The sequence below is a fragment of the Pelomonas cellulosilytica genome (genome assembly GCF_021353265.1).
GTDB classification, from domain to species: Bacteria; Pseudomonadota; Gammaproteobacteria; order Burkholderiales; family Burkholderiaceae_C; genus Pelomonas; species Pelomonas cellulosilytica.
Genome location: NZ_JAJTWU010000013.1, coordinates 13,608 through 37,240, shown reverse-complemented (window position 1 = coordinate 37,240; position 23,633 = coordinate 13,608). Strand labels below are relative to the sequence as shown.

Sequence of the window (23,633 nt, the reverse complement as noted above, 5' to 3'; positions counted from 1 at the left end):
GCTGCAAGGAAATAGCCAACGCTATCCAGCAAAACGCTGTGATCGTGGAGCGGGCCGTCGAAGGAGCCGGCGGCTCGCGCCGGCTGCGGTTCAACGTGTCGCGATGGCGATCAACGCGTCGATCGCGGCGCGATGCCCGGTTAAGAGCGTCTCGGGCGCGCCGGGACGGAACATTGGCAGCGACAGCTGCGGCGGGATACCGGTCACTTCGAACAGCTGCCCGCTCGGGTCGAGATCAATCTCGTTGGAGAAGCTGATGCTGAAATTCCCGGGCAGCGGCTTGTCGAGGACATCGGAGATCGAGCCTGCCGTCGCTTGACCCGCATGGACGACCTGGGGCAACTGCCGCATCATCAGTGTGAAGGTTTCTGCCGCGCTGGCGGATAGGTCGCTGGTCAGTACGTAGACGGGCTTGCGGTATTGCGTCGCGCCCTTGGGCTCGATGAACCACGACTGCGCGGGGCGTCCCTGAGGCCTGTGCTGCTTCTTGATAAACGCCAACCGGCGTTGGTCGGCAAAGCTTCCCGTGATCTCGGCGCTGACCGCGTCCAGGCCACCACCGTTTAGAGATACATCAAGGATCAGGGCACGCGTGTCGGCCAGGTCAGCGATGACACGGTCCATGGCTTCACGGGCCATGCGCGTCTCTGCGGCCGGACTCGGGTCGTCCGAGAACCCGTGCATGCTGGTGATGCTCACATAGCCGACATTGCCGGGCAGGCGTCCCCAACGCAGCGCGCCGTTGAGCAGGGGCCCACCGGTGTTCGTCAAGCGCTGGATGGCTTGCTTCTGCACCTCGTCTCGCCAGGCCTGTTGGAACTCGCGCAGGTCGTTGATCTCGGTTTGGCCCCCAAAGGCTTGCGCCAGTAGGCGCCGCGTCGGCGAGTCGGCCGCGCTGAAGACCTGGCGGCGTTCCTCACCGTGGCCGCGGGAGAGCTTGACGTGGGCATCGTTGAGACCCTGCAGCAGTGCGATGAGCACCAGCTGCAGGGCGTCATCATCTCGAGCCGCCGCTGCACGTGGGGCCAACTGGTTGCAGCGTGTGGCCCAGTCGATCTTGCGTTCGGCGAAGAAGGCATAGTCCTGCGCCATCAGATCGCAAAGGGCCCCAAGCGTTGCAGTTCCATCAGTGGCTGGCTTGGCACGGCAGGACGGCGGAATGCTCGCGATGCGCGCGAGCGTTGCCGATGAGGGGGTAGCGACGAGTTCGAAGAGATCCACGGTTTCGCCGTCGCCGTTGTCGACGAACGACATGCTGGCGAGGTCGGCAGGATCGCTGGTCGAGGCCAATTCATCTGGGTAGCAGACCGAGGTCCCTTGTTGGAACTGAGTCATGCCGTCCCGGGTGATCTCCAGCAGTGCACCCGCTCCCAGCACCCGCCAAGTGCCTATCAACCGTTCGTCGAAGTGCCCGTCCCTCGTCATGGGACGGCTTTCGGACTGCCGGTTCGTGGTGTGACCGCCGCAGCCGCCAAACCCAGAGATCACGAGCAGCAACCCCAGTCCACCGCCCATCCGCGCGCGCCAGGAGCGGGCGGCGCCGCCTACCGAATTCTTCATACCAGCCTTTCGTCAAGAATCGTCCGGGGTGCCGTGTCGGCAACCGCTGGATGCAAGTCTTGACGGACTGGGTTCAGGCCGGCTCAAGCCTGGATGAAGGTTGGCTAAAGGCGGACGGTAAAGGCGGACGGTAAAGGCGCACGCTAAAGGCGGAGGCTAAGACAGACGGCCGACACAGCGTTGGTCCGAGTCCGGCAAGCGCCGAGCGACCAGACAGTTCGCGTGATGAAGGACGGCTGCCTCGGATCTGCGCTGTGTCCAGACGGGGTCGCCTTCCTCGTCGTCGCAAGACTGCGACAACGGGCTCAGGCACGAGGTTGCCGGCTGGACAGCGCCGAAGTGCCCGCAGTGGGCGACGGCAAGGTCACGGTCACCCGCAAGCCGTGCCCGTCTTGGGCGTCAGCAAGTTCGATGTCGCCGTGATGGCGTTCAACGGCTGACTTCACGATGGCCAGGCCAAGGCCGCTGCCGGTCTGTACCTGGTCAGGCACGCGGTAGAAGCGATCGAATACCCGTTTGCGCAGCTCGGGCGGAATGCCGGGGCCCTGGTCGGACACGCTCAGCACAGTGCAACCGCCCTGACTCTTCACGTCGATGAAAACGCAGCCCCCATCGGGACTGTATTTGATGGCGTTCTCGATCAAGTTGTCGAGCATGGCCGCGACGGTCTCGTAGTCGCCGACGGCCTCGCCGTCAGCTTGCACTTGCAGATCCAGCTCGACCCCCCGCGCCGTCGCGAGGCCAGACAGCAGGGCCAGCCGGTCCTGCAGCAGGGGCACGAGAGCCAGGCGAGGCGTGGCCGGTGCTGAGGACTGGTCGGCGCGCATCAACGATAGGAGCTGGCCCACCACGCGTGAAGCGCGGTCGCCGCTGCGGACCATGCCGTCCAGAAGTTCCTGACGAGGCCCGTCCCCAGTCGTGCCTTTCAGGGCCTCAACGTTGATTCGCATCGCGGCCAGCGGTGTTCGGAGTTCGTGGGCGGCGTCAGCGATGAATTCGCGTTCACGTTTGACGCTGTCGCGCACCCGCTGTAGCAACGCGTTCAAGTTGTGGACCAAAGGCTGGAGTTCTCGGTGCTTGGGCTTGACGCCCAATGCACGCAGGTCCCGCGGCCCGCGAGCGGCGATCTCCTGCGTTACCCGGCTCAAAGGCCGCAGCGCCAGGCGCAGCGACAGCCAGGCCGGAATGGCCAGGAACGGCAGGCTGATCAGCAAGGGCAGCAGCACAAATCCCCGTGAGGTGAAGGTCAGCAGCACGTTGACCGCATTGGCCGGCTTCACCAGGGAGACGACGATGCCTGAGCGAGGCGAGGCCAGCGAGCGCACGCGCCAGAGCTCACCGCCGGCTCGCAGCTTCTCGATCACGCCGAGCCGTGAGTTGCGAATGGTCGCGGGCAAGCCGGGCGAGACGAACAGCAGCGTCTCGCCTTGGCGCACCAGCATGCTCATGCGCATCAGAGGCTCGTCTTCAAGACCTTCGGTGTCGCGCTGGAACCGGTCAATGTCGCTCAGGCTCTCGCGCTGGCGCGCGGGCTGGTCTGCCAGGCTGTCGGCCACTCGCAAGATCATGTGGTAACGCTGATCCTGGGCCAGTTCCGACTGGTCGTGCTGAGACCGATAGATCAACAGGACGATGAAGAGCAGCCAAAGCAGCAGCAGCAGCGCCATCTGGGCGAGCAGCAGCCGGCGCACCAGGGACGGCTGAAACCACGTTGCCAGCCCTGCAATCAGGCGATGTCGCTGCGCCGGGCTGGGACTCATGCGCTTCGAGCCTTGTCAGGAGCAACCGTGTCGATCACGTAGCCCACCCCGCGCACCGTGCGGATATAGCCATCGCCGATCTTGCGGCGCAGATTGGACATGTGAACGTCCAGCACGTTGCTCTCGCTGCCGACCTGACTCGGCAGTGCCTGCTCTTCGAGCACATGTCGAGTGACGATCCGACCCGCGCGCCTGAGCAGGGCGGACAGCAACTCGTACTCGCTGCGCGACAGATCCACGACGCGGTCCCGCACGCTCACCTGGCGTGTCGAGTCATTCAGCACCAAGCCTCGCACTTCGATCGCATCGACCCCGAAACCATAGCTGCGGCGCACCAGCGCTCGCACGCGTGAGAGAAGCTCTGCCAGCGCGAAGGGCTTGACCAGGTAGTCGTCCGCACCGGTGTCCAGGCCGTGCACTCGGTCTTCGAGGGCGTCGCGCGCAGTCAGGATCAAGATGGGCAGGGACTGGCGCTCGCGCCTGAGGCGGCGCAGCAGCGTCAGGCCATCGCCGTCCGGCAGACCGAGGTCCAGCAGCACCAGGTCGCATAACGTGGAGTCCAACACCTGGGCGGCGTCGACCAGGCGCCGCACCCAGACGACCTCCATGTCCTGGCTGGACAGCGCAATGCGAACGCCGTTGCCGAGATCGAGGTCGTCTTCGACGAGCAGAAGCTTCATGTGTGCATGGGTCCGGGGCGCCGGCACAGGGCACGGAACGCCTCAAGTGTGAGGCCCGCGCTTTTCAGGCCGCCGCCAACGTCATGGCGGACGAGTCCTGGGTTCTGTGACTGGCGGGCATCGACACCGAGGTCGGCCTGCATATAGCGGTGATCGGCGATATTCAGGTTGTCTGACACCGATATCTCGGCACCGCCGGCAGCGGGCAGGGGAACCTCCACGGACAACGCGCCTTGCGTGCCGCCGCTGCCCTTGCCGTTGGGGGCCTTCAAGGCGTAAGCCGTGAGAGAGGCCGCCGTCTGGCTGAAGGCGGCATGAGCGGCATGAGCGGCAAGAGCTGCAAGAGCTGCAAGAGCTGGAATTGCGCGATGTCGGGGGACGAACATGAAAGCGGAAGCTGCTGAGACCGCTTCACTGTGAACGCGCTGCCTTTAGATCCGCTGAAGGAATCGCCATCATCTGCCCTCGGCACTACTGCTTTCGGGACTGGGCAGCGGCGCGTACTCGTTCATCTAATCCCGATCAGCCTGGCTGGATGCGGCACCTGGCGAGACATCATGTTCATCGAGCGGCTGTCCTGCACAAGCAGGTACGAGAAGGTGCCGACCTCCTCGGCACCGTCATCGGCTTCAGACGATCGGGCAGCCATGGCTCGTCTTCGATCCTCAGCCAAAGGATCAAGAGGTCCGCATAATGCATTGATTCTATTGACATAGTAAGACAGGAAGGCGGATGGGAATTCCTTGTGACGTGACGGCAGCGCCCGTCCACCCCGAGCCGATTCGCGCCCGCCCGATGGCACCGGCCGTCGGCCAAACGGTGCGTCAGCAGTTGCGCTTCGGCGGCTGGCTGGCGTTGAGCGCAGTGAGCGCGCTGAGCTTGGCGTCGCTGGGCGCGCAGGCCGGCCAGAACCTCGGCTCCAAGACTCCGTATGCACCGCGCCAGGACGTCGCCCGCTATGAGGTCGCGCCGGCGGGGTATGCGCCGGTGGCCGTGGAACTGGTCGCCCGGCATGGCAGCCGTGGGCTGACCAAGCCCGGCAGCGATGAGGCCGCCCTCGGGCTGTGGCAGCAGGCCGAGGGCGCCGAAGCGCTGACGCCGCTCGGCCGTCGCTTTGGCGCGGACCTGAAGCGGTTCATCGACGCCCAGCGCCTGCTGGGCTACGGCAACCTGAGCCAGCTGGGGATCGAGGAACACGAGCAGCTGGCACGCCGCATGGTCGCGCGGATGCCGACGCTGTTCGCCGTGGGGCCTGAAGTGCAGGTGCTGAGCTCTGGTGTGGACCGCGCCGTGGACAGCTCGCGCAGCTTCGCCGCCGAACTGCAGCGCGCCGCGCCGCGGGCCCGCGTGCCGGCGGACTGGGGCAGCGACCGGTTCCTGCTGTACTTCCACAAGCTCGATGCACAGCGCGACGTGGCTGACTCGCCTGAGCGTCGTGCCACGCTGCAACGCAGCCAGGACTACCAGGCATGGCTGCGGGGCCCCGTGCTGGCCGAGCAGCAGCAGCGCATCGACGCCGACCCGCGCCTGCCAGAGGCGGCGCATGCGGTGCTGACGGCGCTCTATACAGAGGGCTTCGTGGCCGGCGTGGCGGAGCCGCTGGCCGCTGCGCGCGACGTGATGGATGTGCGCGGCGCTGCGGCCGGATTGCGCCGTGAACTGGGCGGGGAGCTTCCGGACTATGTGCCGGCGTCGGCAGCGGCCGTTTTCATCGCGGCCGATGACGCCGAGGACTTCTACCGCAAGGGCCCCGGGCTGCTGGAGGCCGGGCCTGTGACCTATGCCATCGCGACGCAGCTGCTGGATGACATGCTGGACCGGCTGGCCACGGCCGACGGCGCCGTGCTGCGCTTCGCGCACGCCGAGATCATCTCGCCGCTGGTCTCGGCGCTGGGTATCGCCGGCGTGCACCAGCCGCAGCCGCTCAGCCAGCCCTATGACTACGGCAACAACCCGTGGCGCAGCGAGACGGTGATCCCCATGGCGGCCAACGTGCAGTGGGAGGTGTGGCAGGCCAACGGCGGCGAGCGCCTGGTGCGCATGCTGTTCAACGAAGCCGAGGCCGACTTCAAGTCCGCCTGCGATGCCGCGCGGCTCAAGCCCGGCAGCCACTTCTACCGCGTGACCGCACTGGTGGCCTGTTACCGCCCGACCGCCCGCGAGCTCGACCGACCCTGACGGTGGGGTGACGCCCGAAGCCTGCTCGTTTGGACTCGACCTGGGGATTCACGCGACCGCCTGCGTCCCTAGACTCGTGGCGCAAAAGGAGTGGCGGGATGAGATGGAAGTTGTTCGTGCTCGGCGGCCTCGGCATGGTGGGCCTGTCGAACTGCGTGGCCGATGAAGGGTGTACTTTCACGCCGACGCTGGAATGCCGCGTCGGCCAGGGCTGCTCCGCCAGGCCCACCCCGGTGGCCGAGTCGCTGATCTTGCGTGACGAGGACGTGGCCAAGCCCTATCTGCTGCTGTGTTTCGCCGGCGCGCCGGCCCGGTGCATCCAGGGGCCGGCCACCGTGCGGCGCACGATCGAGCGTGAAACGCTGTCGTCGGCCGTGCTTCAGAACCCGGACGGGCTGGGCGGGCTGCCGCGCAAGGTGATGGCGACGCTGGTCTACTCGTGGACGGACACGCTGCAGGGCCGCGCGACGCTGTACCCGGTAACCGGAGCGAAGAACGCGCCGATGTACCTGTCCGCCGGCGAGTGCAGCGGCGCCGGTTGAAGCCGCGGATTAGCGCGGGTCGAACTGGTCGACGCGGTCCGTGATGATCCCGTCGATCCCCTCGGCGATCAGCTGCTCGGCCACCGGCGCGTCGTTGACGGTGTAGACCAGCGCCCGCCAGCCCTTCGCATGCAGCCGCTCGATGAGCGCGCGGTCCATAAGCCGCCAGTTCGTGATGACGGCGACGACGCCCAGCGCCTCGGCGGTTTCGGGCCAGCCGTCCCACAGCCGGTCCAGCAGCAGCGCGCGGGGCAGGGCGGGCGCGGCATCGCGGGCGCCTTCCAGCGCCTCGGGCTTGAACGAGCTCAGCAGCGGCAAGACGCTGCGTCCGGCCCACAGCTGCTCGGCCTGCAGCGCGGCGACCTCGCCCGTCACCCGCTCAAAGCCCGGGCAGGGTTTGATCTCGATGTTCAGCGCGCAGTCGTTGGCGTGGCAGAACGCGGCGATCTGCGCCAGGCGTGGCAGCGGCTCGGCCGTGAAAGGCGGGCTGTGCCAATGTCCGGCGTCCAGCCGCGCGAGGTCGGCCCAAGCCCGGTCGGACGGCGAGCCCCGGCCGTCGGTCGTGCGCTCCAGCGTGTCGTCATGCAGCAAAAAGGCTTCGCCGTCGCGACTGAGCTTCACATCGCATTCGAAGGCTCGGTAGCCGAATTGCGCGCCGAGGCGGAACGCCGCCAGCGTGTTCTCCGGGGCGAGCTTGCCGGCGCCACGATGGGCGAGCCACAACGGGTAGGGCCAGGGCGTCATCCCGTGGATTCTGAAGGGAAAACCCCCTGCGATACGATCCTCGCCCTCTATGAATGCCCCGCATCCCCTGATGCCGGCCGCCGCTGTCGCGGCCGACTCTGCGCCGCGCTTGCGCGAGATTCCCTATAACTACACGTCGTTCTCCGACCGCGAGATCGTCATCCGCCTGCTCGGCCCTCGCGCCTGGGAGCTGCTGGAGCAATTGCGGCAGGAGCGGCGGACGGGGCGATCCGCGCGCATGCTGTACGAGGTGCTGGGCGACATCTGGGTGGTGCAGCGAAACCCGTACCTGCAGGACGACCTGCTGGACAACCCCGGCCGGCGCTCGCTGCTGATCGAGGCGTTGAACCACCGGCTGGCCGAGGTGCAGAAGCGCCGCGACCCGTCCGCGGATGCCCAGCGCGATGCCGCCGTGGGCGAATTGCTGAAGGCGGCGCAGTCGGCGGTTGGCGAATTCGCGGCGATGTTCGAGCGTGTGGCTTCGCTGCGCAAGCGCGCCGCCAAGGCGCTGGCCCGCCACACCGCCAAGGACAACATCAAGTTCGACGGCCTGTCCCGCGTGTCCCATGTGACGGACGCGACGGACTGGCGCGTCGAGTACCCCTTCGTCGTGCTGACGCCGGACACCGAGGCCGAAATGGCGGGTCTCGTGGGCGCCTGCTTCGAGCTGGGCCTGACCGTCATTCCGCGTGGCGGCGGCACGGGCTACACGGGCGGCGCCGTGCCGCTGGTGTGGAACAGCGCCGTCATCAACACCGAGAAGCTTGAAGCGCTGCGCGGCGTCGAGATGCTGTCGCTGCCGGGCCTGGATCGCGAGGTGCCGACGATCTTCAGCGAGGCCGGTGTCGTCACGCAGCGGGTGGCCGACCTGGCCGAACAGCACGGCTTCGTCTTCGCCGTGGACCCGACGTCGGCGGAAGCCAGCTGCATCGGCGGCAACGTGGCGATGAATGCCGGCGGCAAGAAGGCCGTGCTGTGGGGTACGGCGCTGGACAACCTGGCGTCCTGGCGCATGGTGACGCCCGAGGCTAAATGGTTGGAGGTCGTGCGGCTGAACCACAACCTCGGCAAGATCCACGACGTGGAGGTGGCGAGCTTCGAGCTGCGCTACTTCGACGCCTCGGGCAAGACGCTGGAGAAGACCGAGCGCCTGGACATCCCCGGCCGCGTGTTCCGCAAGGAAGGCCTGGGCAAGGACGTCACGGACAAGTTCCTAGCCGGCCTGCCCGGCATCCAGAAGGAAGGCTGCGACGGCCTCATCACCAGCGCGCGCTGGATCGTGCACCGCATGCCGGCGCACACACGCACGGTCTGCCTGGAGTTCTTCGGCAACCCGAAGGACTGCGTGCCGAGCATCGTGGACATCAAGGACTACATGTTCGGGGTCGCGTCCACCGGCGTGCTGCTCGCGGGCCTGGAGCACCTGGACGACCGCTACCTGAAGGCGGTGGGCTACGCGACCAAGAGCAAGCGCGGCGGCCTGCCGAAGATGGTGCTGATCGGCGACATCGTCGGCGATGATCCGGATGCCGTCGCCCGCGCTACGAGCGAGGTTGTGCGCCTGGCCAATGGCCGCTCGGGCGAGGGTTTTGTTGCCGTCAGCGCCGATGCGCGCAAGAAGTTCTGGCTCGACCGCAAGCGCACCGCGGCGATCAGCAAGCACACGAACGCGTTCAAGGTGAACGAGGACGTCGTGATCCCGCTGCATCGCATGGGCGAGTACACGCTGGGCATCGAGCGCATCAACGTCGAGCTGTCGCTGCGCAACAAGCTGGAGTTGGTCACGGCGCTCACGGGCCTGTTCACCGCCGGCAAGCTGCCGCTGGGCAAGGGCGACGACGCGCGCGAGATTCCGAGCGCCGAGCTGCTCGAGGACCGCGTGCAGCAGGCGTTGGCGCTGCTGCGGGACGTCGGTGCGCTGTGGCAGCAGTGGCTGGACGGTCTGGACAGCGGCTTCTTCGAGCCGCTGCAGACGCACGAGCTGCGCGCGTCGTGGAAGACGCAGATCCTCAAGCCGCTGCAGACCATCTTCAGCGGCGCGGCCTTCGAGCCGCTGCTCGCCGAGTGCAAGCGCATCCACCAGGAGGTGCTGCGCGGCCGGGTGTGGGTGGCGCTGCACATGCATGCCGGCGACGGCAACGTGCACACCAACATCCCCGTCAACAGCGACAACTACGCGATGCTGCAGACGGCCCACGAGGCCGTGGCGCGCATCATGAAGCTGGCGCGGTCACTGGACGGCGTGATCTCCGGCGAACACGGCATTGGCATCACGAAGATCGAGTTCCTCAGCGATGACGAGCTCGCCAACTTCACGGACTACAAAAAACGCGTCGACCCCGAAGGCCGCTTCAACAAGGGCAAGCTGCTCAAGGATGCCGCGCTGCCGGCCGACCTGCGCAATGCCTACACGCCGTCCTTCGGACTGATGGGGCACGAGTCGCTGATCATGCAGCAGAGCGACATCGGCGCGATCAGCGACTCCATCAAGGACTGCCTGCGCTGCGGCAAGTGCAAGCCGGTCTGCGCGACGCATGTGCCGCGCGCCAACCTGCTCTACAGCCCGCGCAACAAGATCCTGGCCACCTCGCTGCTGGTGGAAGCCTTCCTGTACGAGGAGCAGACGCGCCGCGGCGTGTCCATCAAGCACTGGCAGGAGTTCGAGGACGTGGCCGACCACTGCACGGTCTGCCACAAGTGCGAGAAGCCGTGCCCCGTCAACATCGACTTCGGCGATGTGACGATGAACATGCGTAACCTGCTGCGCAAGATGGGCCAGAAGACCTGGCGGCCCGGCAACGCGGCGGCGATGTTCATGCTCAATGCCACGAGCCCCGAGACGATCAAGCTGGCCCGCTCGGCGATGGTCGGCATCGGCTTCAAGGCGCAGCGCCTGGCCGTCGACCTGTTCAAGCCTGCCGGCCGCAAGCAGACGAGCGCGCCGCCAGCCACCACGGGCCCGGCGCCGGTGAAGGAACAGGTCATCCACTTCATCAACAAGAAGCTGCCGGGTGGGCTGCCCAAGAAGACGGCCCGCGCGCTGCTGGACATCGAGAACAAGGACTACGTCCCCATCATCCGGCCGCCGGCCACGCCGAGCGAGACCGAGGCGGTGTTCTATTTCCCGGGCTGTGGCTCGGAGCGCCTCTTCAGCCAGGTGGGCCTGGCCACGCAGGCCATGCTCTGGCATGCCGGCGTGCAGACGGTCCTGCCGCCGGGGTATCTCTGCTGCGGCTACCCGCAGCGCGGCTCGGGCCAGTTCGACAAGGCCGAGAAGATGATCACCGACAACCGGGTGCTCTTCCACCGCGTCGCCAACACGCTGAACTACCTCGACATCAAGACCGTCGTCGTCAGCTGCGGCACCTGCTATGACCAGCTGCAGGGTTACAAGTTCGAGGACATCTTCCCGGGCTGCCGGATCATCGACATCCACGAGTACCTGCTGGAAAAGGGCATCACGCTCGGCGCCAAGACCAGCTACCTGTACCACGACCCCTGCCACACGCCGATGAAGCTGCAGGAGCCGATGAAGACGGTCAAGGCGCTGGTGGGCGAGAACGTCGTGAAGAGCGAGCGCTGCTGCGGTGAGAGCGGCACGCTGGGCGTGACGCGCCCCGACATCTCGACTCAGGTGCGCTTCCGCAAGGAAGAGGAGCTGCGCAAGACCGAGGCGCAATTGCGCGACAGCGGCAAGGTGGGCGCGCAAGACAACCTCAAGATCCTGACCTCCTGTCCCAGCTGCCTTCAGGGCCTGAGCCGCTACCAGGACGACCTCCAGAACGGCCTGCTCGAAGCCGACTACATCGTCGTCGAGATGGCCCGCCAGATCCTCGGCGAGAACTGGATGCCGGACTACGTGGCCAAGGCCAACAACGGCGGCATCGAAAGGGTGCTGGTGTGACGCTTTCGGGCTACCTGCGCACCGCCTGGCGGTGGCAGCGCGGGCGCCAGGGAACGGGGTACGACAAGATGCTGCTGCTGACGGCACGCTGGCCCGTGCCGTTCGACAGCTACCTGATCCGCTATCCCGAGGGCAGCGCGATTCCCCCGCACACCGACCCCGTCCAGGCGGGGCGCCATTACCGGCTCAACGTCGTCCTCAAAGCGTCGCCGCGTGGCGGCGAATTCGTCTGCGCCACGCCGTTGTGGCAGAGCCGGCGCATCAAGTTCTTCCGCCCGGACGCCTGCGAGCACAGCGTCACGCGGGTGGAGGGCGGCAGCCGCTACGTGCTGTCCGTCGGCTGGGTCCTGAAAGGCTGAACCTATGTCTTGCCCACTGTGCACCGGTGACGGTGGCCTCGTCGTCGTTCGCACGCCCAAGTTCCGCGTCGTGCGCGTCATCGACGAGCCGGCCCATCCGGCCTTCTACCGCCTGATCTGGAACGACCATGTCGCCGAGTTCAGCGACCTGCAGGCGCCAGACCGCCAGGCCTGCATGGACGCCGTCGTGGCGATCGAGCAGGCACTGCGGGCACTGCTGGCGCCGACGAAGATCAACCTGGCGTCGCTCGGCAATGTCGTGCCGCATCTGCACTGGCACGTCATCGCGCGCTTTGCTGACGACAGCCAGTTTCCGGCGCCGATCTGGGCGGTGCCGCAACGCAGCGCCGTACCTCGCGCGCTCGACCTGGCAGCGGTGGACGCACGCGTGGCGGCGTCCATCGGCCCAGCGCCTTGAAGCGCCGTTCCATACCGCGTCCTCGGCGAGCGGCTGACCAGCGGGCATTGGTTGTACGGAGCCTCTCCCCACTCATGAGAGCGCTTGGCGGGGCACGGCGCAGACCCGCACAAACACTTGGGGAGTTCGGTCGCGGCTTGCTGGTATTGGTCAGCTTTCAGCTCGACCTGGGTGGTCTTGCAAGAGGGGTGTGCGCAGCACTAACCTCTCAGGGACGTCGACTGATGAAGCTCGCATTGGGGTGCAAGGCGTAAGGCGCAAGCGTTTTGAGTGATGCTGGCATTTGCTGTGGCTTGTCACCAAGTTCTTCAGCTAAACGTTGGCGCGGCACTGGCTAGCCTAGCGGCGTCGTCCATCGCAGCCGTCGCGAGACCGGCATCAAATTACGCTGCAGCCGACCCCGCCTTCTTGTCCCACTGGGCCCACATTGCCGAAACCTCGGGTGAAGGGCAGGGCCTCTGCCGCCCCAGCTTTTTCAGCATGGCCTTCCCCCTAGGAATGTATGTCTCCAGCTATGCGGCGATGGTTGGACCGCCTTCGATAGGTCTAGACTTGATCACGGGTCACTTCTGGGGTCGCCATGCTGGAAACGGCAGCTTACGTGGCTAGGAACGTTGCGATTGTGGGTGACGTGCTCAGCAAGGTCGCGCTTTCCTGGGCGCTTGCTGCTGTTGCTTTTGAGGTTCATTCCGCCACCGTACTCAACACGTTCGCCGGTCCTGGCATGACGGCGACGGGAGCATCCTGGCGTCTTGGGAGTGATGGGGATCAGCACGCTGGGAGCACCGGTCAAGCGCTCGCTTTCGAGTTGGCGTCTGCGGCCACGATTGACTCTGTAGTTACGACGATAGAAGGTGCTGGGACTGTCAGCCTTTCTATCGTCGGTGACATGCCAGGCTTTGACCCAGACTTCGGTTTCCCGATGGGGCCTACCTACTTCACCAGGAATCTCACAGACCCGACTTCCAAGACCTCGCTGGACGGCTTGAATGTGCACCTTCCGGCGGGGCACTATTGGCTCGTCGCTCTGGAGGCGCCCGGCCTCGGCTTCATCGGCGGTTGGCAAGGGGGCGGGGCCTCGGTTTCCTCACCGTGGCGCTTTTACATGAGCCGCGCCGACTGGATGGCCGTGGCGCTCGCAGACCCTCCGGCCGCGTTGATCACGTCGACGGTGCCGGAGCCAGGGACCGGTTCCATGATCGTTGGAGGTTTAGCCGCCGTCGGCTTTGCAGTATTGGCGCGGCGAAGGGCGCCGTGCCGCTTAGGACTAGAGACTGATTTGTCGGCGAACTGAGCGTGAGCGCCGGCAGCACCGGCACCTTCTTCGGTCAGGTGTTCAAACGAACCGGCGCCGTCTTCAGCGGCGGTGGTCGCAGGCTGTACGAGGGAGGGCTGTCGTTCGGCGCGTCCCCGGGGCTCGGCGTCAACGAGGGTGACGTGGGCTTCGGCAGCAGCAATGTCTACCTCGCCGAAATCGGTGGCATCACGGCATGCACGGCGGCGTGTGCGGGTCACGAGGCGCTGAAGAACAGCAGCTTCGACAAGTACGTCGTGAAGGGCCGGCTGACGCTGCGCGGCACATTAAAGCTGGCATCCTGGAACGACTTCGTCGCGCGTCCCGGAATGCAGTTCTATCTGCTCGACTGGGGCAGTGTGGAGGGCAGCTTCGCGAGCATCGACACCAGTGGCCTGAAGCTGGCGGCAGGCTCGCAGCTGGATCTGTCCCAGCTGTACACGACGGGCGAGGTTCGCGTGTTGGCGGCCGTGCCGCAGCCGGCGAGCTGGGCGTTGATGACCGCCGGCAGTCTGGGCGTGGGTCTGATGCGCCGGGTGCGCCGTCCTTCGAACGGCCAACCGGCGTGAGCCACCAGCGCCCCTGATGACGGCCGGGGTCAGTCGTTGCTGCGGGCCACGCGCACGCCGACATGGCGGGCGGCCTGGGCGGTGCTGGCGCTGCCAGCCGTGTCGGTGAAGCCGACCGTGAAGCGGTAGATCTGCGCATCGGCCGAGGCTTGGGTGCCGCAGTCCAGATGGCGCACGGCGGAGGCGACTTGGCGGGCCAGGACGCCATAACGGCCCTGTGCCTTGACCGCTTCAACCTGGCCGTTCTGCAGTACGAACTGCACGTTCACATCGCTCGGCAGGCTCTGGCGGGCCCAGGCACTGTCGAGGGCGGCGGCCAGCTGGTCGTCGATGCGGTCGCATTGGGCGTGCACGTCGTAGCGCACCGGGGCTTCGACGATCTGGCCGCGTACCTCGACGCGTTCGAGCGTCGTCGTGTCGGCCAGTGCGGGGCCAGCGGTCAGTGCCAGCGTGATGGCGCATGCGGCGCCGGCGAACAGCGTGTTGAGGGCGGGGGTGCGTTGGGCGATCGAGTAGTGGTTCATGGTGGGCTCCTTGGGTGGTCTGCGTTGCGAGGGTGGACACTGAATTGCGTCGACTTGTTCGCAGACTAGGTGCCCGATCGAGCGGGCCCAACCGGGAAGCGATGAGTTGCGGCCCGCATGCGATGGCCGGCGAGAAACCGCGGATGAACTGCAAGGGCCGGCAGTGCTGCCGTCCCGGGGTCCCGAGTGCCGTTGGTCATGGTGGGCCGCCTCCCGGCGGCCCACCGCGCACGGTCACCAGACGGTGATCGGGTCCTTGGCCACCATCGCGCTGCCGGCCTTGCACGAGAAGGCCTGCGCGAAATATGGCGAGTTGCTCATCGGCGTCAGCACGCGGTATCGCGACGGCGAGTGCGGATCGGTGCGCAGCTGGTTGATGAGGTACTCCGTGCGCGTCTTGGAGCGCCACACCAGCGCGTTGCTCAGGAAGAAACGCTGCGCCGGCGTGTAGCCGTCGACCTTGCGGTCCGCGCCGCCGGTGCGCTTGAGCGCGCGCAGCAGGCCCTCGTATGCGATCGGCAGGCCCGACATGTCCGAGATGTTCTCGCCGAGCGTCAGCCGGCCGTTGATGTTGTAGCCCGGCAGCGGCGAGATCGCGCCATAGCGGTCGGCCACCAGGTCGGCGCGCGCCTTGTAGCCGGCCGCATCTGCCGGCGTCCACCAGTCGGTCAGCGAGCCGTTGGCGTCATAGTTGCGGCCGCTGTCATCAAAGTGGTGCGTGATCTCGTGGCCGATGACCATGCCGATGCCGCCGTAGTTCGCGGCGTCATCGGCCTTGGCGTCGAAGAACGGCGGCTGCAGGATGCCGGCCGGGAAGGTGATCTGGTTCAGCCCGCCGGCAAACGCATTGACGATGTGCGGGCTGGTGCGCCAGCGCGTGCGCTCCACGGGCGCGTCCAGGTCCTTCATCTCACGGTCGCTGTGCCACAGCGCCACCTTCAGCCAGTTGCCGGCGTAGTCGGTGTTGGTCAGCTCCAGCCCCTCGAAGCGCGGCCATTTGTCGGGTGCACCGATCAGCGGCTGCATGCGCGCCAGCTTGTCCAGCGCCTTGGCCTTGGTGGCGGGCGTCATCCATTCCAGCTTCTCGATGCGGTCATGCATCGCGCCGCGGATGTCCTCCACCAGCTGCACCGCGCGCCGCTGGGCTTCGGGCGAGAACGCCCGTGCGACGAACAGCTCGCCCAGTGCCAGGGCCAGCGGCTCCTGGCCGTAGTTGCCGCCGATCTGCTGGATGACGTCCTCGCTGCGCGGCGGCGGCGCCTGCAGGCCGGTGATGGTCTTGTCGCGGTACTCGAAGCGGGCATTGGCGAACGCCTTCGGCAGCCGCGCGGCAGTGGCGTCCAGCACACGCAGCGTCAGATAGCTGCGCCAGACTTCCAGCGGCGTCTCGGCCGCCAGCGCCGCCACGCGTGTGGCGAATTCCGGTTGCTGCACGTTCACACGCTGCGGCAGCTTCGCACCGGCGGTCAGCACGGCCACGTAGCCGCTCCAGTCCAGGCCGGGCGCGGCGGCGGCGAGGTCGGCCAGCGTCATCGGGTTGTAATTGGCGTTCGGGTCGCGCAGCTTGACGCGCTCCCGCGTGGCGTCGGCCAGCCGGGTCTCGAAGGCCATCAGCGCGTCCAGCCCGGCGTCGTCGACCGGGCGGCCGGCGGCGGCGAGCAGCGTGCGGCCGTAGGTGCGGTAGGCCGCGCTGACGGTGCGGGTGCGCTCGTCGGTGCGGAAATAGTCGTCACGGTCCGGCAGGCCGAGGCCCGACTGGCTCAGCGACAGCAGGTTGCGGCGTGTGTCCTTGCGGTCCGGCCCGACGTTCCAGCCCAGCGGTGCGGCGACGCCGCTGCGCGCCAGCAGCGCGATCAGCGTGGGCAGGTCCTCGCGGCGTTGCAGGCCGTCGATGCGGTTCAGCAGCGGGGTCAGCGAGCTGGTGCCGCGCGCCTCGATCGCCGCCTCGTCCATGCCGCTGGCGAAGTAGGCGGCGGCGAGCTTGAGGCCCGGCGTCGTCTGCAGGGTCGGCTTGTCAGCCAGCTCGGTCAGCGCTTTTTCCAGCACCGCGGCATTGTTCTGACGCAGGTCGTCGAAGCTGCCGATGCGCCCGCGGCCGGCGGGCAGCACCGTGGCGGCCTCCCAGCTGCCGTTGACGAAGGTGAAGAAGTCATCGCAGGGAGAGACGTCCTTGGACAGGCCGCTCAGGTCGAGGGCCGTGGCATGGGCGGCCAGGCCGAGCAGGGTCGCTGCCAGGGCCAGGCGGTGGCGTTGGAAACGCGGCATGAGGAACAAACGTGAAAGCCAGTGGAAAGCCGATTACAGCGCCCTTCGCAGACACCGGCCGAAAGGTACAGGGCATGATTACGGGTTTTTACCAAGTTGCCGGTCGGCCTCCCATGTCTTCGTTCGTGCGCCTGTTCCTCCTCCTCGCGTCCCTTTGCAGCCTCTCTCCCGCGGCCTTGGCCCAGGCGGTGACAGGGCAGGGGGCGACCTTCCCCTCCAAGGTCTACGGCACCTGGGCCAAGGCGTTCGAGAAGGCCGGCGGCGCCAGCGTCACCTACAAGGGAACCGGCTCGGGCGACGGCATCAAGCAGATCTCCGCCCGGCAGGTGGACTTCGGCGGGACGGACTCGCCGCTGCCCGCCGGCGAACTGGCGCGCCTGAAGCTGGTGCAGATCCCGGTGCTCGTGGGCGGCGTCGTGCCGGTCGTGAATCTGCCGGGCCAGCCGGCCGGCCTGCAGTTGGACGGCGAACTGCTGGCCGACATCTTCCTTGGCCGCGTCAAAGTCTGGAACGACATCCGCATCGCGGCCATGAACCCAGGCGTCGGCTTGCCGGCGCTGCCGATCCGTCGCATCGTCCGGGCGGAGAAGTCCGGCACGTCCGAGGGATTCAGCCGCTACCTGGCCGGCGTGTCCACGCGCTTCAAGTCTGAGGTGCCTCCGGGGCAGCTGCCGGCCTGGCCGGGCGAGCCCGTCAAGGCGGAGGGCAACGACGGCATGGTGCAGTCCGTGCGCAGCACGCCGGGCGCGATCGCCTATGTCTCCTATGACCGCGTACTGCACGACAAGCTGGCCGCCGTCAGGCTGCGCAATGCCGCCGGCCGCTTCGTCTCGCCGACCGAGGCGGGCTTCCGCGCCGCCATCCTCGACAGCGACATGTACCGCCAGGGCAACGACCTTGCCTCCCTGCTTGACCGCGCCGCGCCCGAGGCCTGGCCCATCACGCTGACGACCTTCGTCCTGCTGGACGCCGAGCCCGCCGCCGCGGCGCAGGCCGAGCCGGCGCTGAAGTTCCTGTACTGGTGCTTCATGCGTGGCGACGACCTGACGCGCGGCAGCGGCTTTGCACCGCTGCCGGTCAGCGTGCAGTCTCGGCTGGCCGCGCGCTTCACGCAGGTGCATCCAAAGGACGGCCAGGTGCCGGCCTATCAGGTGTTCTGAGGGACACTCCAGCTATGCCCTTGCCCACCGAACTCACCGTGCACCAGCAGTCCCGCGTGCTGGAGATCGCCTTCGACGATGGGGCACGCTTTCGCATCCCGTTCGAGCTGATGCGGGTCTACAGCCCCTCGGCCGAGGTCATGGGCCATGGCCCGGGCCAGGAGGTGCTGCAGACCGGCAAGCGCGACGTGCTCGTCACCGCGCTGGAGCCCGTCGGCCATTACGCCGTGCGCCCCGAGTTCTCCGACGGGCATGCCAGCGGTCTCTACACCTGGGACCACCTCTACAAGCTCGGCAGCCAGCAGGACGCGCTGTGGCGCGACCACGAGGCCCGCCTCGCAGCGGCCGGCAAGGGCCGGGACGACCCGATGCCGGTGAAAACCGGCGGCTCCTGCCACTCACACTGACTCATGACATCTATTTGTTCGACGACCGAGCGGGCCGAGCGCCGGGCCGCTCCCGAGCCGGCCGTTCGCTGGCATGACTCGTCCACTGGACGATTCATGTCCTCGCTCACCCCATGGGGGGAGCGGCCGTCGTGTCCGTCGAACGAGGGGCTCCAATGACTCAAACCCATTTCGGCTTCCAACAGGTCGACGAGCGCGAGAAGGCCCGCAAGGTCCGTGGCGTGTTCGACTCCGTCGCGTCCAAGTACGACCTGATGAACGACCTGATGTCGGCCGGCCTGCACCGGGCCTGGAAGGCCTACACCGTGCAGGTCGCTAACCTGAAGCCCGGCGAGCGCGTGTTGGACATCGCCGGCGGCACGGGCGACCTGTCGCGCGCCTTCGCCCGCAAGGTGGGCGACAGCGGCGTCGTCGTGCACACCGACATCAACGAGGCCATGCTGCGCCAGGGCCGCGACCGGCTGCTAGACGAGGGCCTGATCCTGCCCACGAGCCTGGCCGACGCCGAGAAGCTGCCGTTCAAGAGCGAGAGCTTCGACCTCGTCAGCGTCGCCTTCGGCCTGCGCAACATGACGCACAAGGATCAGGCGCTTGCCGAGATGTGCCGTGTGCTCAAGCCGGGCGGCCGTCTGCTGGTGCTGGAGTTCTCCCGTATCGCCGAGCCGCTGCGCAAGCCGTACGACTGGTACTCCTTCAACATCCTGCCCAAGCTGGGCTCGCTCTTCGCCGGCGACGCTGAAAGCTACCGCTACCTGGCCGAGTCCATCCGCATGCACCCCGACCAGGCCACGCTGAAGGCGATGATGAAGGCGGGCGGCTTCGGCCACGTCGACGTGCACAACCTCAGTGCAGGCATCGTCGCGCTGCACGCTGGCATCAAGTGCTGAACTGAAGCGGTGCCCGGCTTTCGCCGGCGCTGCATCCCCTTCCTCTCCACCCACCCCCAGGAATGCGGGGGGTGAGGGAACTTGTCGCCCGAATCGGCTCTAACCGGCGGTTCGGGCGCGCTTTTTAACGGGACAAGCTGCCCATAGAAGCGACATATCCGACCGCTACACTGGTTTGCTTCACCCTGGGGCGGAGCCCTTCTCCACGCACAACAAGGACCTCGACAAGATGGCACAGCGACTGATCAACCCCCGCATTTCGCTGCTGACCGCCGTGGTGGCTGCGGCGCTGCTGGCAGCCTGCGGTGGCGACAAGGGCGATAAGGCTTCCCAGACGGCCGCCAAGGTCAACAAGGAAGAGATCACCGTCCACCAGATCAACTTCGTGCTGCAGCGCCAGCCTGGGCTCAAGCCCGAGCAAGCCGAGGCCGCGAGCCGCCAGGTGCTGGAGCGGCTGATTGACCAGGAGCTGGCCGTCCAGAAGGCCGAGGAGCAGAAGCTCGACCGCGACCCGCGCGTCGTGCAGCAGATTGAGGCCGCCAAACGCGAGATCATCGCCCGCGCCTACATCGAGCGCGTCGGTGAGAGCGTCGCCAAGCCCAGCAACGACGAGATCGCCAAGTACTACAACGACAAGCCGGCCCTCTTCAAGGACCGCCGCATCTACAGCCTGCAGGAGCTGCAGGTCGAGGCCAAGCCCGAGCAGTTCGAGACGCTGCGCGCCAAGCTCGACGCGTCCAAGAGTCTCAACGAGTTCGTCGAGTACCTGAAGGCCAACGACTTCCGCTTCACCGGCAATCAGGCCGTGCGCCCGGCCGAGCAACTGCCGCTGGCCAGCCTGGACACGATTGCCAAGCTGAAGGACGGCGACTCCCTCGTCAGCGCCGCGCCCAACGGGGTCTCCATCCTCTACCTCGTCAACTCCCGAAGCCAGCCAGTGGATGAGGCCCGCGCCCGTCCGGCCATCGAGGCGTTCCTGCTGAACCAGCGCAAGACCGAGGCTGTGCAGAAGGACCTGAAGGCGCTGCGCGATACCTCGAAGATCGAATACGTCGGTAAGTTCGCCCAGCCCGCACCGGCCGCGGCTTCCGCGCCAGCACCTGCCGAACTGCCCGCGTCCGACGCGGCCGCGCCCGCCCCGGCCGCCAGTGGCCTGGATCCTGCTTCCATCTCCAAGGGCATGGGCTTGAAGTGATGAAGACGATGCGATTGACCTCCCTGTTCCTCGCCGCCGCCCTCGGGCTTGGTGCTCTTGGCGCCCAGGCGCAGCCTGCCGCACCCCCCGCTGCCACAGCTGCGTCTCCCGAATACCGTCTCGGTGCCGGCGACGTCGTCCGCATCGTCGTCTATCAGAACCCGGATCTCACGCTCGAGACCCGCGTCTCCGAGAGCGGCGTCGTCAGCTTCCCGCTGCTGGGCAACGTGCGCATCGGTGGTCTGGGCATCGGCGCCGCCGAGAAGCTTATCGCCGACGGCCTGAAGAACGGCAACTTCGTCAAGCAGCCCCAGGTCACGCTGACGCTGCTGCAGATTAAGGGCAACCAGGCCAACGTGCTGGGCCAGGTCAACCGCCCCGGCCGCTACCCCATCGAGACGGCCGACATGCGCCTGACCGACCTACTGGCCAATGCTGGTGGCGTGGCTGCCACCGGTGGCGACATCGTTGTGCTTACTGGCACGCGCAATGGTCAGCCGTTCCGCATGGAAGTCGACCTGCCTATGGTGTTCAGCGCGGAGCAAAACCGCACCAATGACGTGTTGATCCAGAACGGCGATGTCGTCTGGGTCGATCGCGCGCCGCTGGTCTACATCTATGGCGAAGTGCAGCGCCCTGGCCCGATGCGCCTGGAGCGCGGCATGACGGTAATGCAGGCGCTTGCCGCTGGAGGTGGCCTGACCCAGCGTGGCACAGAGCGCGGCATCCGAGTGCACCGCAAGGGGGCTGACGGCAAGGTGCAAGTCGTACAGCCGGCCATGGATGACGGCGTGAAGGACGGCGACGTCGTCTACGTCAAGGAAAGCCTGTTCTGATTTCCGCTCACTAAAGGTTCGGACATGTCGTTCTCTCAATTCCTGGCGATCTTGCGAGCCCGCAAGAAGGCAGCTTTCCTGGCTTTCGCGCTGGTTGTTCTTGCCGCTCTCGCGCTGAGCCTCCTGCTGCCCAAGAAGTACAAGGCCGAAGCTAGCGTCGTCATCGATGCCAAGCCGGATCCTGTTTCCGCGCTGGGTAGCGCAGCTACGGGTTTGCCTAACTTCATCGCGACGCAGATCGACATCATGACCAGCGACCGTGTGGCGCTGCGCGTCATCCGCGACCTGAAGCTGGCCGAAATCCCAGTGCTGCGCGAGCAGTGGCAGGAGGGCGGTGGTGACAGCACGATCGAGCAGTTCCTCATCGAGATCCTGCAGCGGGGTCTCGACATCAAGCCAAGCCGCGAGAGCAACGTCATCACCGTAACCTACAAGAGCTCGGACCCGCGGTTCTCCGCGACGTTGGCCAATGCGTTCGTTCAGGCTTACATCGCCACGACGCTGGAGCTTCGTGCCGACCCTGCGCAGAACTTCCGCCGCTTCTTCGACGTGCAGACCAAGGAGGCTCGCGAGGCGCTCGAGAAGGCCCAGGCCAAACTCTCTGCATATCAGCAGGAGAAAGGCATCATCGCCACCGACGAGCGGCTTGACGTCGAGAACGCGCGCCTGAACGAGCTCAGCAGCCAGCTCACTCAGCTGCAGGCCATCTCGGCCGAAAGCAGCAGCCGCCAGGGTCAGGCGCAGGGAGCTCGCGGCGACCAGCTCGCCGAGGTGCTGAACAACCCGCTCATTAGCGGCCTGAAGGCTGATTTGACCCGTGGTGAAGCCCGACTGAAGGAACTCACGTCGAGGTTCGGTGAAGCGCATCCGCAGGTCGTCGAGGCCAGGGCCAATGCAGCAGAGTTGCGCAGCCGCATCGAAGCCGAAACCAAGAAGGTCATGTCCGGCGTCGGCGTTAGTAACACCATCAATCAGGGGCGCGAAGCACAGGTGCGCACATCGCTGGAAGCTCAGCGCAGCAAGTTGCTGCAGCTGAAGGCCGTGCGGGATGAAGGCATGCTGCTGCAGCGCGAGGTGGATAACGCGCAGCGCACTTATGACCTGCTGACAGCTCGCCTGAATCAGACGGCGCTGGAGGCCCAGAGCAATCAGAGCTATGCCACCAGCCTGACGGTGGCCCAGCCACCTTCTGAGGCGGCATCGCCCAAGTTGCTGCGCAACATGGCGGCCGGCGTATTCCTTGGCATCGTCATCGCCATCGCCGTCGTCATGACGCTGGAGAAGTTCGACCGTCGTGCGCGCTCGTCAGAGGATTTGGCCAATGCGCTTGGCCTGCCCGTGCTCGGCGTATTGCCAGGCCCCAATGCCAAGCGCTTCACGCCGGGGCGGCTAGGACTTTCCGGGCTCCCCGTGCTGACGGCTGGCAAGTCGATGCAATCTTGACCGAACGAGACAGGACCGCTTCGTGACAACCAGTGCACCCATGCTCGGCGAACAGACCCTGGCCGATCGCTCGATTGGCGCGATCATTGCCGAAACCCGCAATCTCTCGGCCGATCAGGTTGAGCGCATTCTCAGCCACCAGCGCACGCACGGTGTGAGGTTCGGCGAGGCTGCGATAGCCTTGGGCTTCGCCAGTGCGGACGACGTTATGTTTGCGTTGGCTCAGCAGTTCCATTACCCCTATGTCTTGGGCGATGAAGGCAAGCTCAACCCAGAGCTGGTCGTGCTGAACCAGCCGTTCGGCGTTCAGGCCGAAAGCGTTCGCGCCATTCGCAGTCAGTTGATGATGCGCCTCTTCAACGACGCGCAGCCCAGGCGTGCAGTGGCGGTCATCAGCCCTGACGTCGGCGATGGCAAGACCTTCTTTGCTGCCAATCTCGCCGTTGCCTTAGCGCAGCTCGGTGGGCGTACCTTGCTCGTCGATGCGGACATGCGCAGCCCGCGGCTGCATCAGGTCTTTGGCCTCGACAACAAGGTCGGCCTCTCCGGCATCCTCAGTGGTCGCGCAGAATCCCAGGTGATCCGTCAAATCCCGAGCGTGCCGAGTCTGTTCGTGCTTCCCGTCGGTGCCACACCGCCGAACCCCGTCGAGTTGGTGGAGCGCCCCGCCTTCGGCCTGCTGATCCGCGAGCTCGTGGCCAAATTCGACCATGTCGTCGTCGATACACCGGCAGCCCAGCTCGGGAGCGACGCAGCCGTCATCGCCGCCCGCTCCGGCGCGGCGCTCGTCGTGGCTCGCCGCAATAGCTCGCGCTTGCAAGCGCTGGCGGGCATGTTGGCCGATGTCGCTGATAGTCCGGCGGTCATGGTCGGTGCCGTCATCAACGATCACCAGTGACGTCCATGCC

21 protein-coding genes are annotated in these 23,633 nt (G+C 66.6%); 14 read left to right on the top strand and 7 right to left on the bottom strand.

Annotation, left to right across the window (positions count from 1 at the left end; genetic code table 11):
* Positions 1-90: 90 nt before the first annotated feature.
* The 4 genes from LXT13_RS26010 to LXT13_RS25995 all read right to left on the bottom strand — a co-directional run bounded on the left by LXT13_RS26010 (position 91) and on the right by LXT13_RS25995 (position 4,386).
* Complete coding sequence (locus LXT13_RS26010) at positions 91-1,560, bottom strand: S41 family peptidase (RefSeq protein WP_233375237.1); 1,470 nt, start codon at positions 1,558-1,560, stop codon at positions 91-93.
* Between the two features lie 305 nt (positions 1,561-1,865).
* Positions 1,866-3,320, bottom strand: coding sequence for a sensor histidine kinase (locus LXT13_RS26005; protein ID WP_233375236.1), 1,455 nt, complete (start codon positions 3,318-3,320; stop codon positions 1,866-1,868).
* Complete coding sequence (locus tag LXT13_RS26000) at positions 3,317-4,000, bottom strand: response regulator (RefSeq protein ID WP_233375235.1); 684 nt, start codon at positions 3,998-4,000, stop codon at positions 3,317-3,319. Before LXT13_RS26000 ends, LXT13_RS26005 begins: the two co-directional genes overlap by 4 nt.
* Positions 3,997-4,386 carry a MipA/OmpV family protein gene (locus LXT13_RS25995; RefSeq protein ID WP_349254868.1) on the bottom strand — a complete coding sequence of 130 codons (390 nt, stop codon included), beginning with the start codon at positions 4,384-4,386 and terminating at the stop codon, positions 3,997-3,999. The genes LXT13_RS26000 and LXT13_RS25995 overlap by 4 nt, the downstream gene beginning before the upstream one ends.
* Before the next feature lie 409 nt (positions 4,387-4,795).
* Here LXT13_RS25995 and LXT13_RS25990 point away from each other — a divergent pair, with 409 nt between their 5' ends.
* Positions 4,796-6,178, top strand: coding sequence for a histidine-type phosphatase (locus tag LXT13_RS25990; RefSeq protein WP_233375233.1), 1,383 nt, complete (start codon positions 4,796-4,798; stop codon positions 6,176-6,178).
* A 98-nt stretch (positions 6,179-6,276) separates the two neighbouring features.
* Entirely contained in the window at positions 6,277-6,720 is a 444-nt protein-coding gene (locus LXT13_RS25985; protein ID WP_233375232.1) for a hypothetical protein, read from the top strand.
* A 9-nt stretch (positions 6,721-6,729) separates the two neighbouring features.
* On the opposite strand, the gene ugpQ is transcribed toward LXT13_RS25985, so the two are convergent.
* Entirely contained in the window at positions 6,730-7,464 is a 735-nt protein-coding gene (ugpQ, locus tag LXT13_RS25980; RefSeq protein WP_233375231.1) for a glycerophosphodiester phosphodiesterase, read from the bottom strand.
* 49 nt (positions 7,465-7,513) lie between these two features.
* On the opposite strand from ugpQ, the gene LXT13_RS25975 reads away from it, so the two are divergent.
* The 5 genes from LXT13_RS25975 to LXT13_RS25955 all read left to right on the top strand — a co-directional run bounded on the left by LXT13_RS25975 (position 7,514) and on the right by LXT13_RS25955 (position 14,008).
* Complete coding sequence (locus LXT13_RS25975) at positions 7,514-11,368, top strand: DUF3683 domain-containing protein (RefSeq protein WP_233375230.1); 3,855 nt, start codon at positions 7,514-7,516, stop codon at positions 11,366-11,368.
* Positions 11,365-11,727 (top strand): 2OG-Fe(II) oxygenase, encoded by a 363-nt coding sequence (locus LXT13_RS25970; RefSeq protein WP_233375229.1) that lies wholly within the window; start codon positions 11,365-11,367, stop codon positions 11,725-11,727. The genes LXT13_RS25975 and LXT13_RS25970 overlap by 4 nt, the downstream gene beginning before the upstream one ends.
* A 4-nt stretch (positions 11,728-11,731) precedes the next feature.
* Positions 11,732-12,145 (top strand): HIT family protein, encoded by a 414-nt coding sequence (locus LXT13_RS25965; RefSeq protein WP_233375228.1) that lies wholly within the window; start codon positions 11,732-11,734, stop codon positions 12,143-12,145.
* 580 nt (positions 12,146-12,725) lie between these two features.
* The gene (locus LXT13_RS25960) at positions 12,726-13,439 is read left to right on the top strand and encodes a PEP-CTERM sorting domain-containing protein (protein WP_233375227.1); all 714 of its coding nucleotides are present in this window, start codon (positions 12,726-12,728) and stop codon (positions 13,437-13,439) included.
* 2 nt (positions 13,440-13,441) lie between these two features.
* Positions 13,442-14,008, top strand: coding sequence for a hypothetical protein (locus tag LXT13_RS25955; RefSeq protein ID WP_233375226.1), 567 nt, complete (start codon positions 13,442-13,444; stop codon positions 14,006-14,008).
* A 29-nt stretch (positions 14,009-14,037) separates the two neighbouring features.
* Here the strand turns inward: LXT13_RS25955 and LXT13_RS25950 are convergent, their stop codons facing one another.
* On the bottom strand, positions 14,038-14,532 hold the full coding sequence (locus LXT13_RS25950; protein WP_233375225.1) for a hypothetical protein: 495 nt from the start codon (positions 14,530-14,532) through the stop codon (positions 14,038-14,040).
* A gap of 234 nt (positions 14,533-14,766) precedes the next feature.
* Positions 14,767-16,797 carry a M13 family metallopeptidase gene (locus tag LXT13_RS25945; protein ID WP_233375224.1) on the bottom strand — a complete coding sequence of 677 codons (2,031 nt, stop codon included), beginning with the start codon at positions 16,795-16,797 and terminating at the stop codon, positions 14,767-14,769.
* A 113-nt stretch (positions 16,798-16,910) separates the two neighbouring features.
* Here LXT13_RS25945 and pstS point away from each other — a divergent pair, with 113 nt between their 5' ends.
* The 7 genes from pstS (at position 16,911) to LXT13_RS25910 (ending at position 23,623) form a co-directional block, all read left to right on the top strand.
* Positions 16,911-17,957, top strand: coding sequence for a phosphate ABC transporter substrate-binding protein PstS (pstS, locus tag LXT13_RS25940; protein WP_233375223.1), 1,047 nt, complete (start codon positions 16,911-16,913; stop codon positions 17,955-17,957).
* A gap of 14 nt (positions 17,958-17,971) precedes the next feature.
* Positions 17,972-18,364, top strand: coding sequence for a gamma-butyrobetaine hydroxylase family protein (locus LXT13_RS25935; protein WP_233375222.1), 393 nt, complete (start codon positions 17,972-17,974; stop codon positions 18,362-18,364).
* 155 nt (positions 18,365-18,519) lie between these two features.
* Positions 18,520-19,251: a bifunctional demethylmenaquinone methyltransferase/2-methoxy-6-polyprenyl-1,4-benzoquinol methylase UbiE gene (gene ubiE, locus LXT13_RS25930; protein WP_233375221.1), complete on the top strand. Its 732-nt coding sequence runs from the start codon at positions 18,520-18,522 to the stop codon at positions 19,249-19,251.
* A 229-nt stretch (positions 19,252-19,480) separates the two neighbouring features.
* A complete protein-coding gene (locus LXT13_RS25925; protein WP_233375220.1) occupies positions 19,481-20,446 on the top strand; it encodes an EpsD family peptidyl-prolyl cis-trans isomerase in 966 nt (321 codons plus the stop codon).
* A gap of 8 nt (positions 20,447-20,454) precedes the next feature.
* Complete coding sequence (epsE, locus tag LXT13_RS25920; protein WP_349254867.1) at positions 20,455-21,282, top strand: polysaccharide export protein EpsE; 828 nt, start codon at positions 20,455-20,457, stop codon at positions 21,280-21,282.
* A 24-nt stretch (positions 21,283-21,306) separates the two neighbouring features.
* Positions 21,307-22,725, top strand: a complete 1,419-nt coding sequence (epsF, locus tag LXT13_RS25915) for a chain length determinant protein EpsF (protein ID WP_233375218.1) — start codon at positions 21,307-21,309, stop codon at positions 22,723-22,725.
* Positions 22,726-22,765: 40 nt separating this feature from the next.
* The gene (locus LXT13_RS25910; RefSeq protein ID WP_233375217.1) at positions 22,766-23,623 is read left to right on the top strand and encodes a polysaccharide biosynthesis tyrosine autokinase; all 858 of its coding nucleotides are present in this window, start codon (positions 22,766-22,768) and stop codon (positions 23,621-23,623) included.
* Positions 23,624-23,633 lie beyond the last annotated feature (10 nt).

Coding starts and splice junctions, on each gene's coding strand:
- LXT13_RS26010 (WP_233375237.1), bottom strand. CDS start 1,560: ATGAAGAATTCGGTAGGCGGCGCCGCCCGCTCCTGGCGCGCGCGGATG.
- LXT13_RS26005 (WP_233375236.1), bottom strand. CDS start 3,320: ATGAGTCCCAGCCCGGCGCAGCGACATCGCCTGATTGCAGGGCTGGCA.
- LXT13_RS26000 (WP_233375235.1), bottom strand. CDS start 4,000: ATGAAGCTTCTGCTCGTCGAAGACGACCTCGATCTCGGCAACGGCGTT.
- LXT13_RS25995 (WP_349254868.1), bottom strand. CDS start 4,386: ATGTTCGTCCCCCGACATCGCGCAATTCCAGCTCTTGCAGCTCTTGCA.
- LXT13_RS25990 (WP_233375233.1), top strand. CDS start 4,796: ATGGCACCGGCCGTCGGCCAAACGGTGCGTCAGCAGTTGCGCTTCGGC.
- LXT13_RS25985 (WP_233375232.1), top strand. CDS start 6,277: ATGAGATGGAAGTTGTTCGTGCTCGGCGGCCTCGGCATGGTGGGCCTG.
- ugpQ (WP_233375231.1), bottom strand. CDS start 7,464: ATGACGCCCTGGCCCTACCCGTTGTGGCTCGCCCATCGTGGCGCCGGC.
- LXT13_RS25975 (WP_233375230.1), top strand. CDS start 7,514: ATGAATGCCCCGCATCCCCTGATGCCGGCCGCCGCTGTCGCGGCCGAC.
- LXT13_RS25965 (WP_233375228.1), top strand. CDS start 11,732: ATGTCTTGCCCACTGTGCACCGGTGACGGTGGCCTCGTCGTCGTTCGC.
- LXT13_RS25960 (WP_233375227.1), top strand. CDS start 12,726: ATGCTGGAAACGGCAGCTTACGTGGCTAGGAACGTTGCGATTGTGGGT.
- LXT13_RS25950 (WP_233375225.1), bottom strand. CDS start 14,532: ATGAACCACTACTCGATCGCCCAACGCACCCCCGCCCTCAACACGCTG.
- LXT13_RS25945 (WP_233375224.1), bottom strand. CDS start 16,797: ATGCCGCGTTTCCAACGCCACCGCCTGGCCCTGGCAGCGACCCTGCTC.
- pstS (WP_233375223.1), top strand. CDS start 16,911: ATGTCTTCGTTCGTGCGCCTGTTCCTCCTCCTCGCGTCCCTTTGCAGC.
- LXT13_RS25935 (WP_233375222.1), top strand. CDS start 17,972: ATGCCCTTGCCCACCGAACTCACCGTGCACCAGCAGTCCCGCGTGCTG.
- ubiE (WP_233375221.1), top strand. CDS start 18,520: ATGACTCAAACCCATTTCGGCTTCCAACAGGTCGACGAGCGCGAGAAG.
- LXT13_RS25925 (WP_233375220.1), top strand. CDS start 19,481: ATGGCACAGCGACTGATCAACCCCCGCATTTCGCTGCTGACCGCCGTG.
- epsE (WP_349254867.1), top strand. CDS start 20,455: ATGCGATTGACCTCCCTGTTCCTCGCCGCCGCCCTCGGGCTTGGTGCT.
- epsF (WP_233375218.1), top strand. CDS start 21,307: ATGTCGTTCTCTCAATTCCTGGCGATCTTGCGAGCCCGCAAGAAGGCA.
- LXT13_RS25910 (WP_233375217.1), top strand. CDS start 22,766: ATGCTCGGCGAACAGACCCTGGCCGATCGCTCGATTGGCGCGATCATT.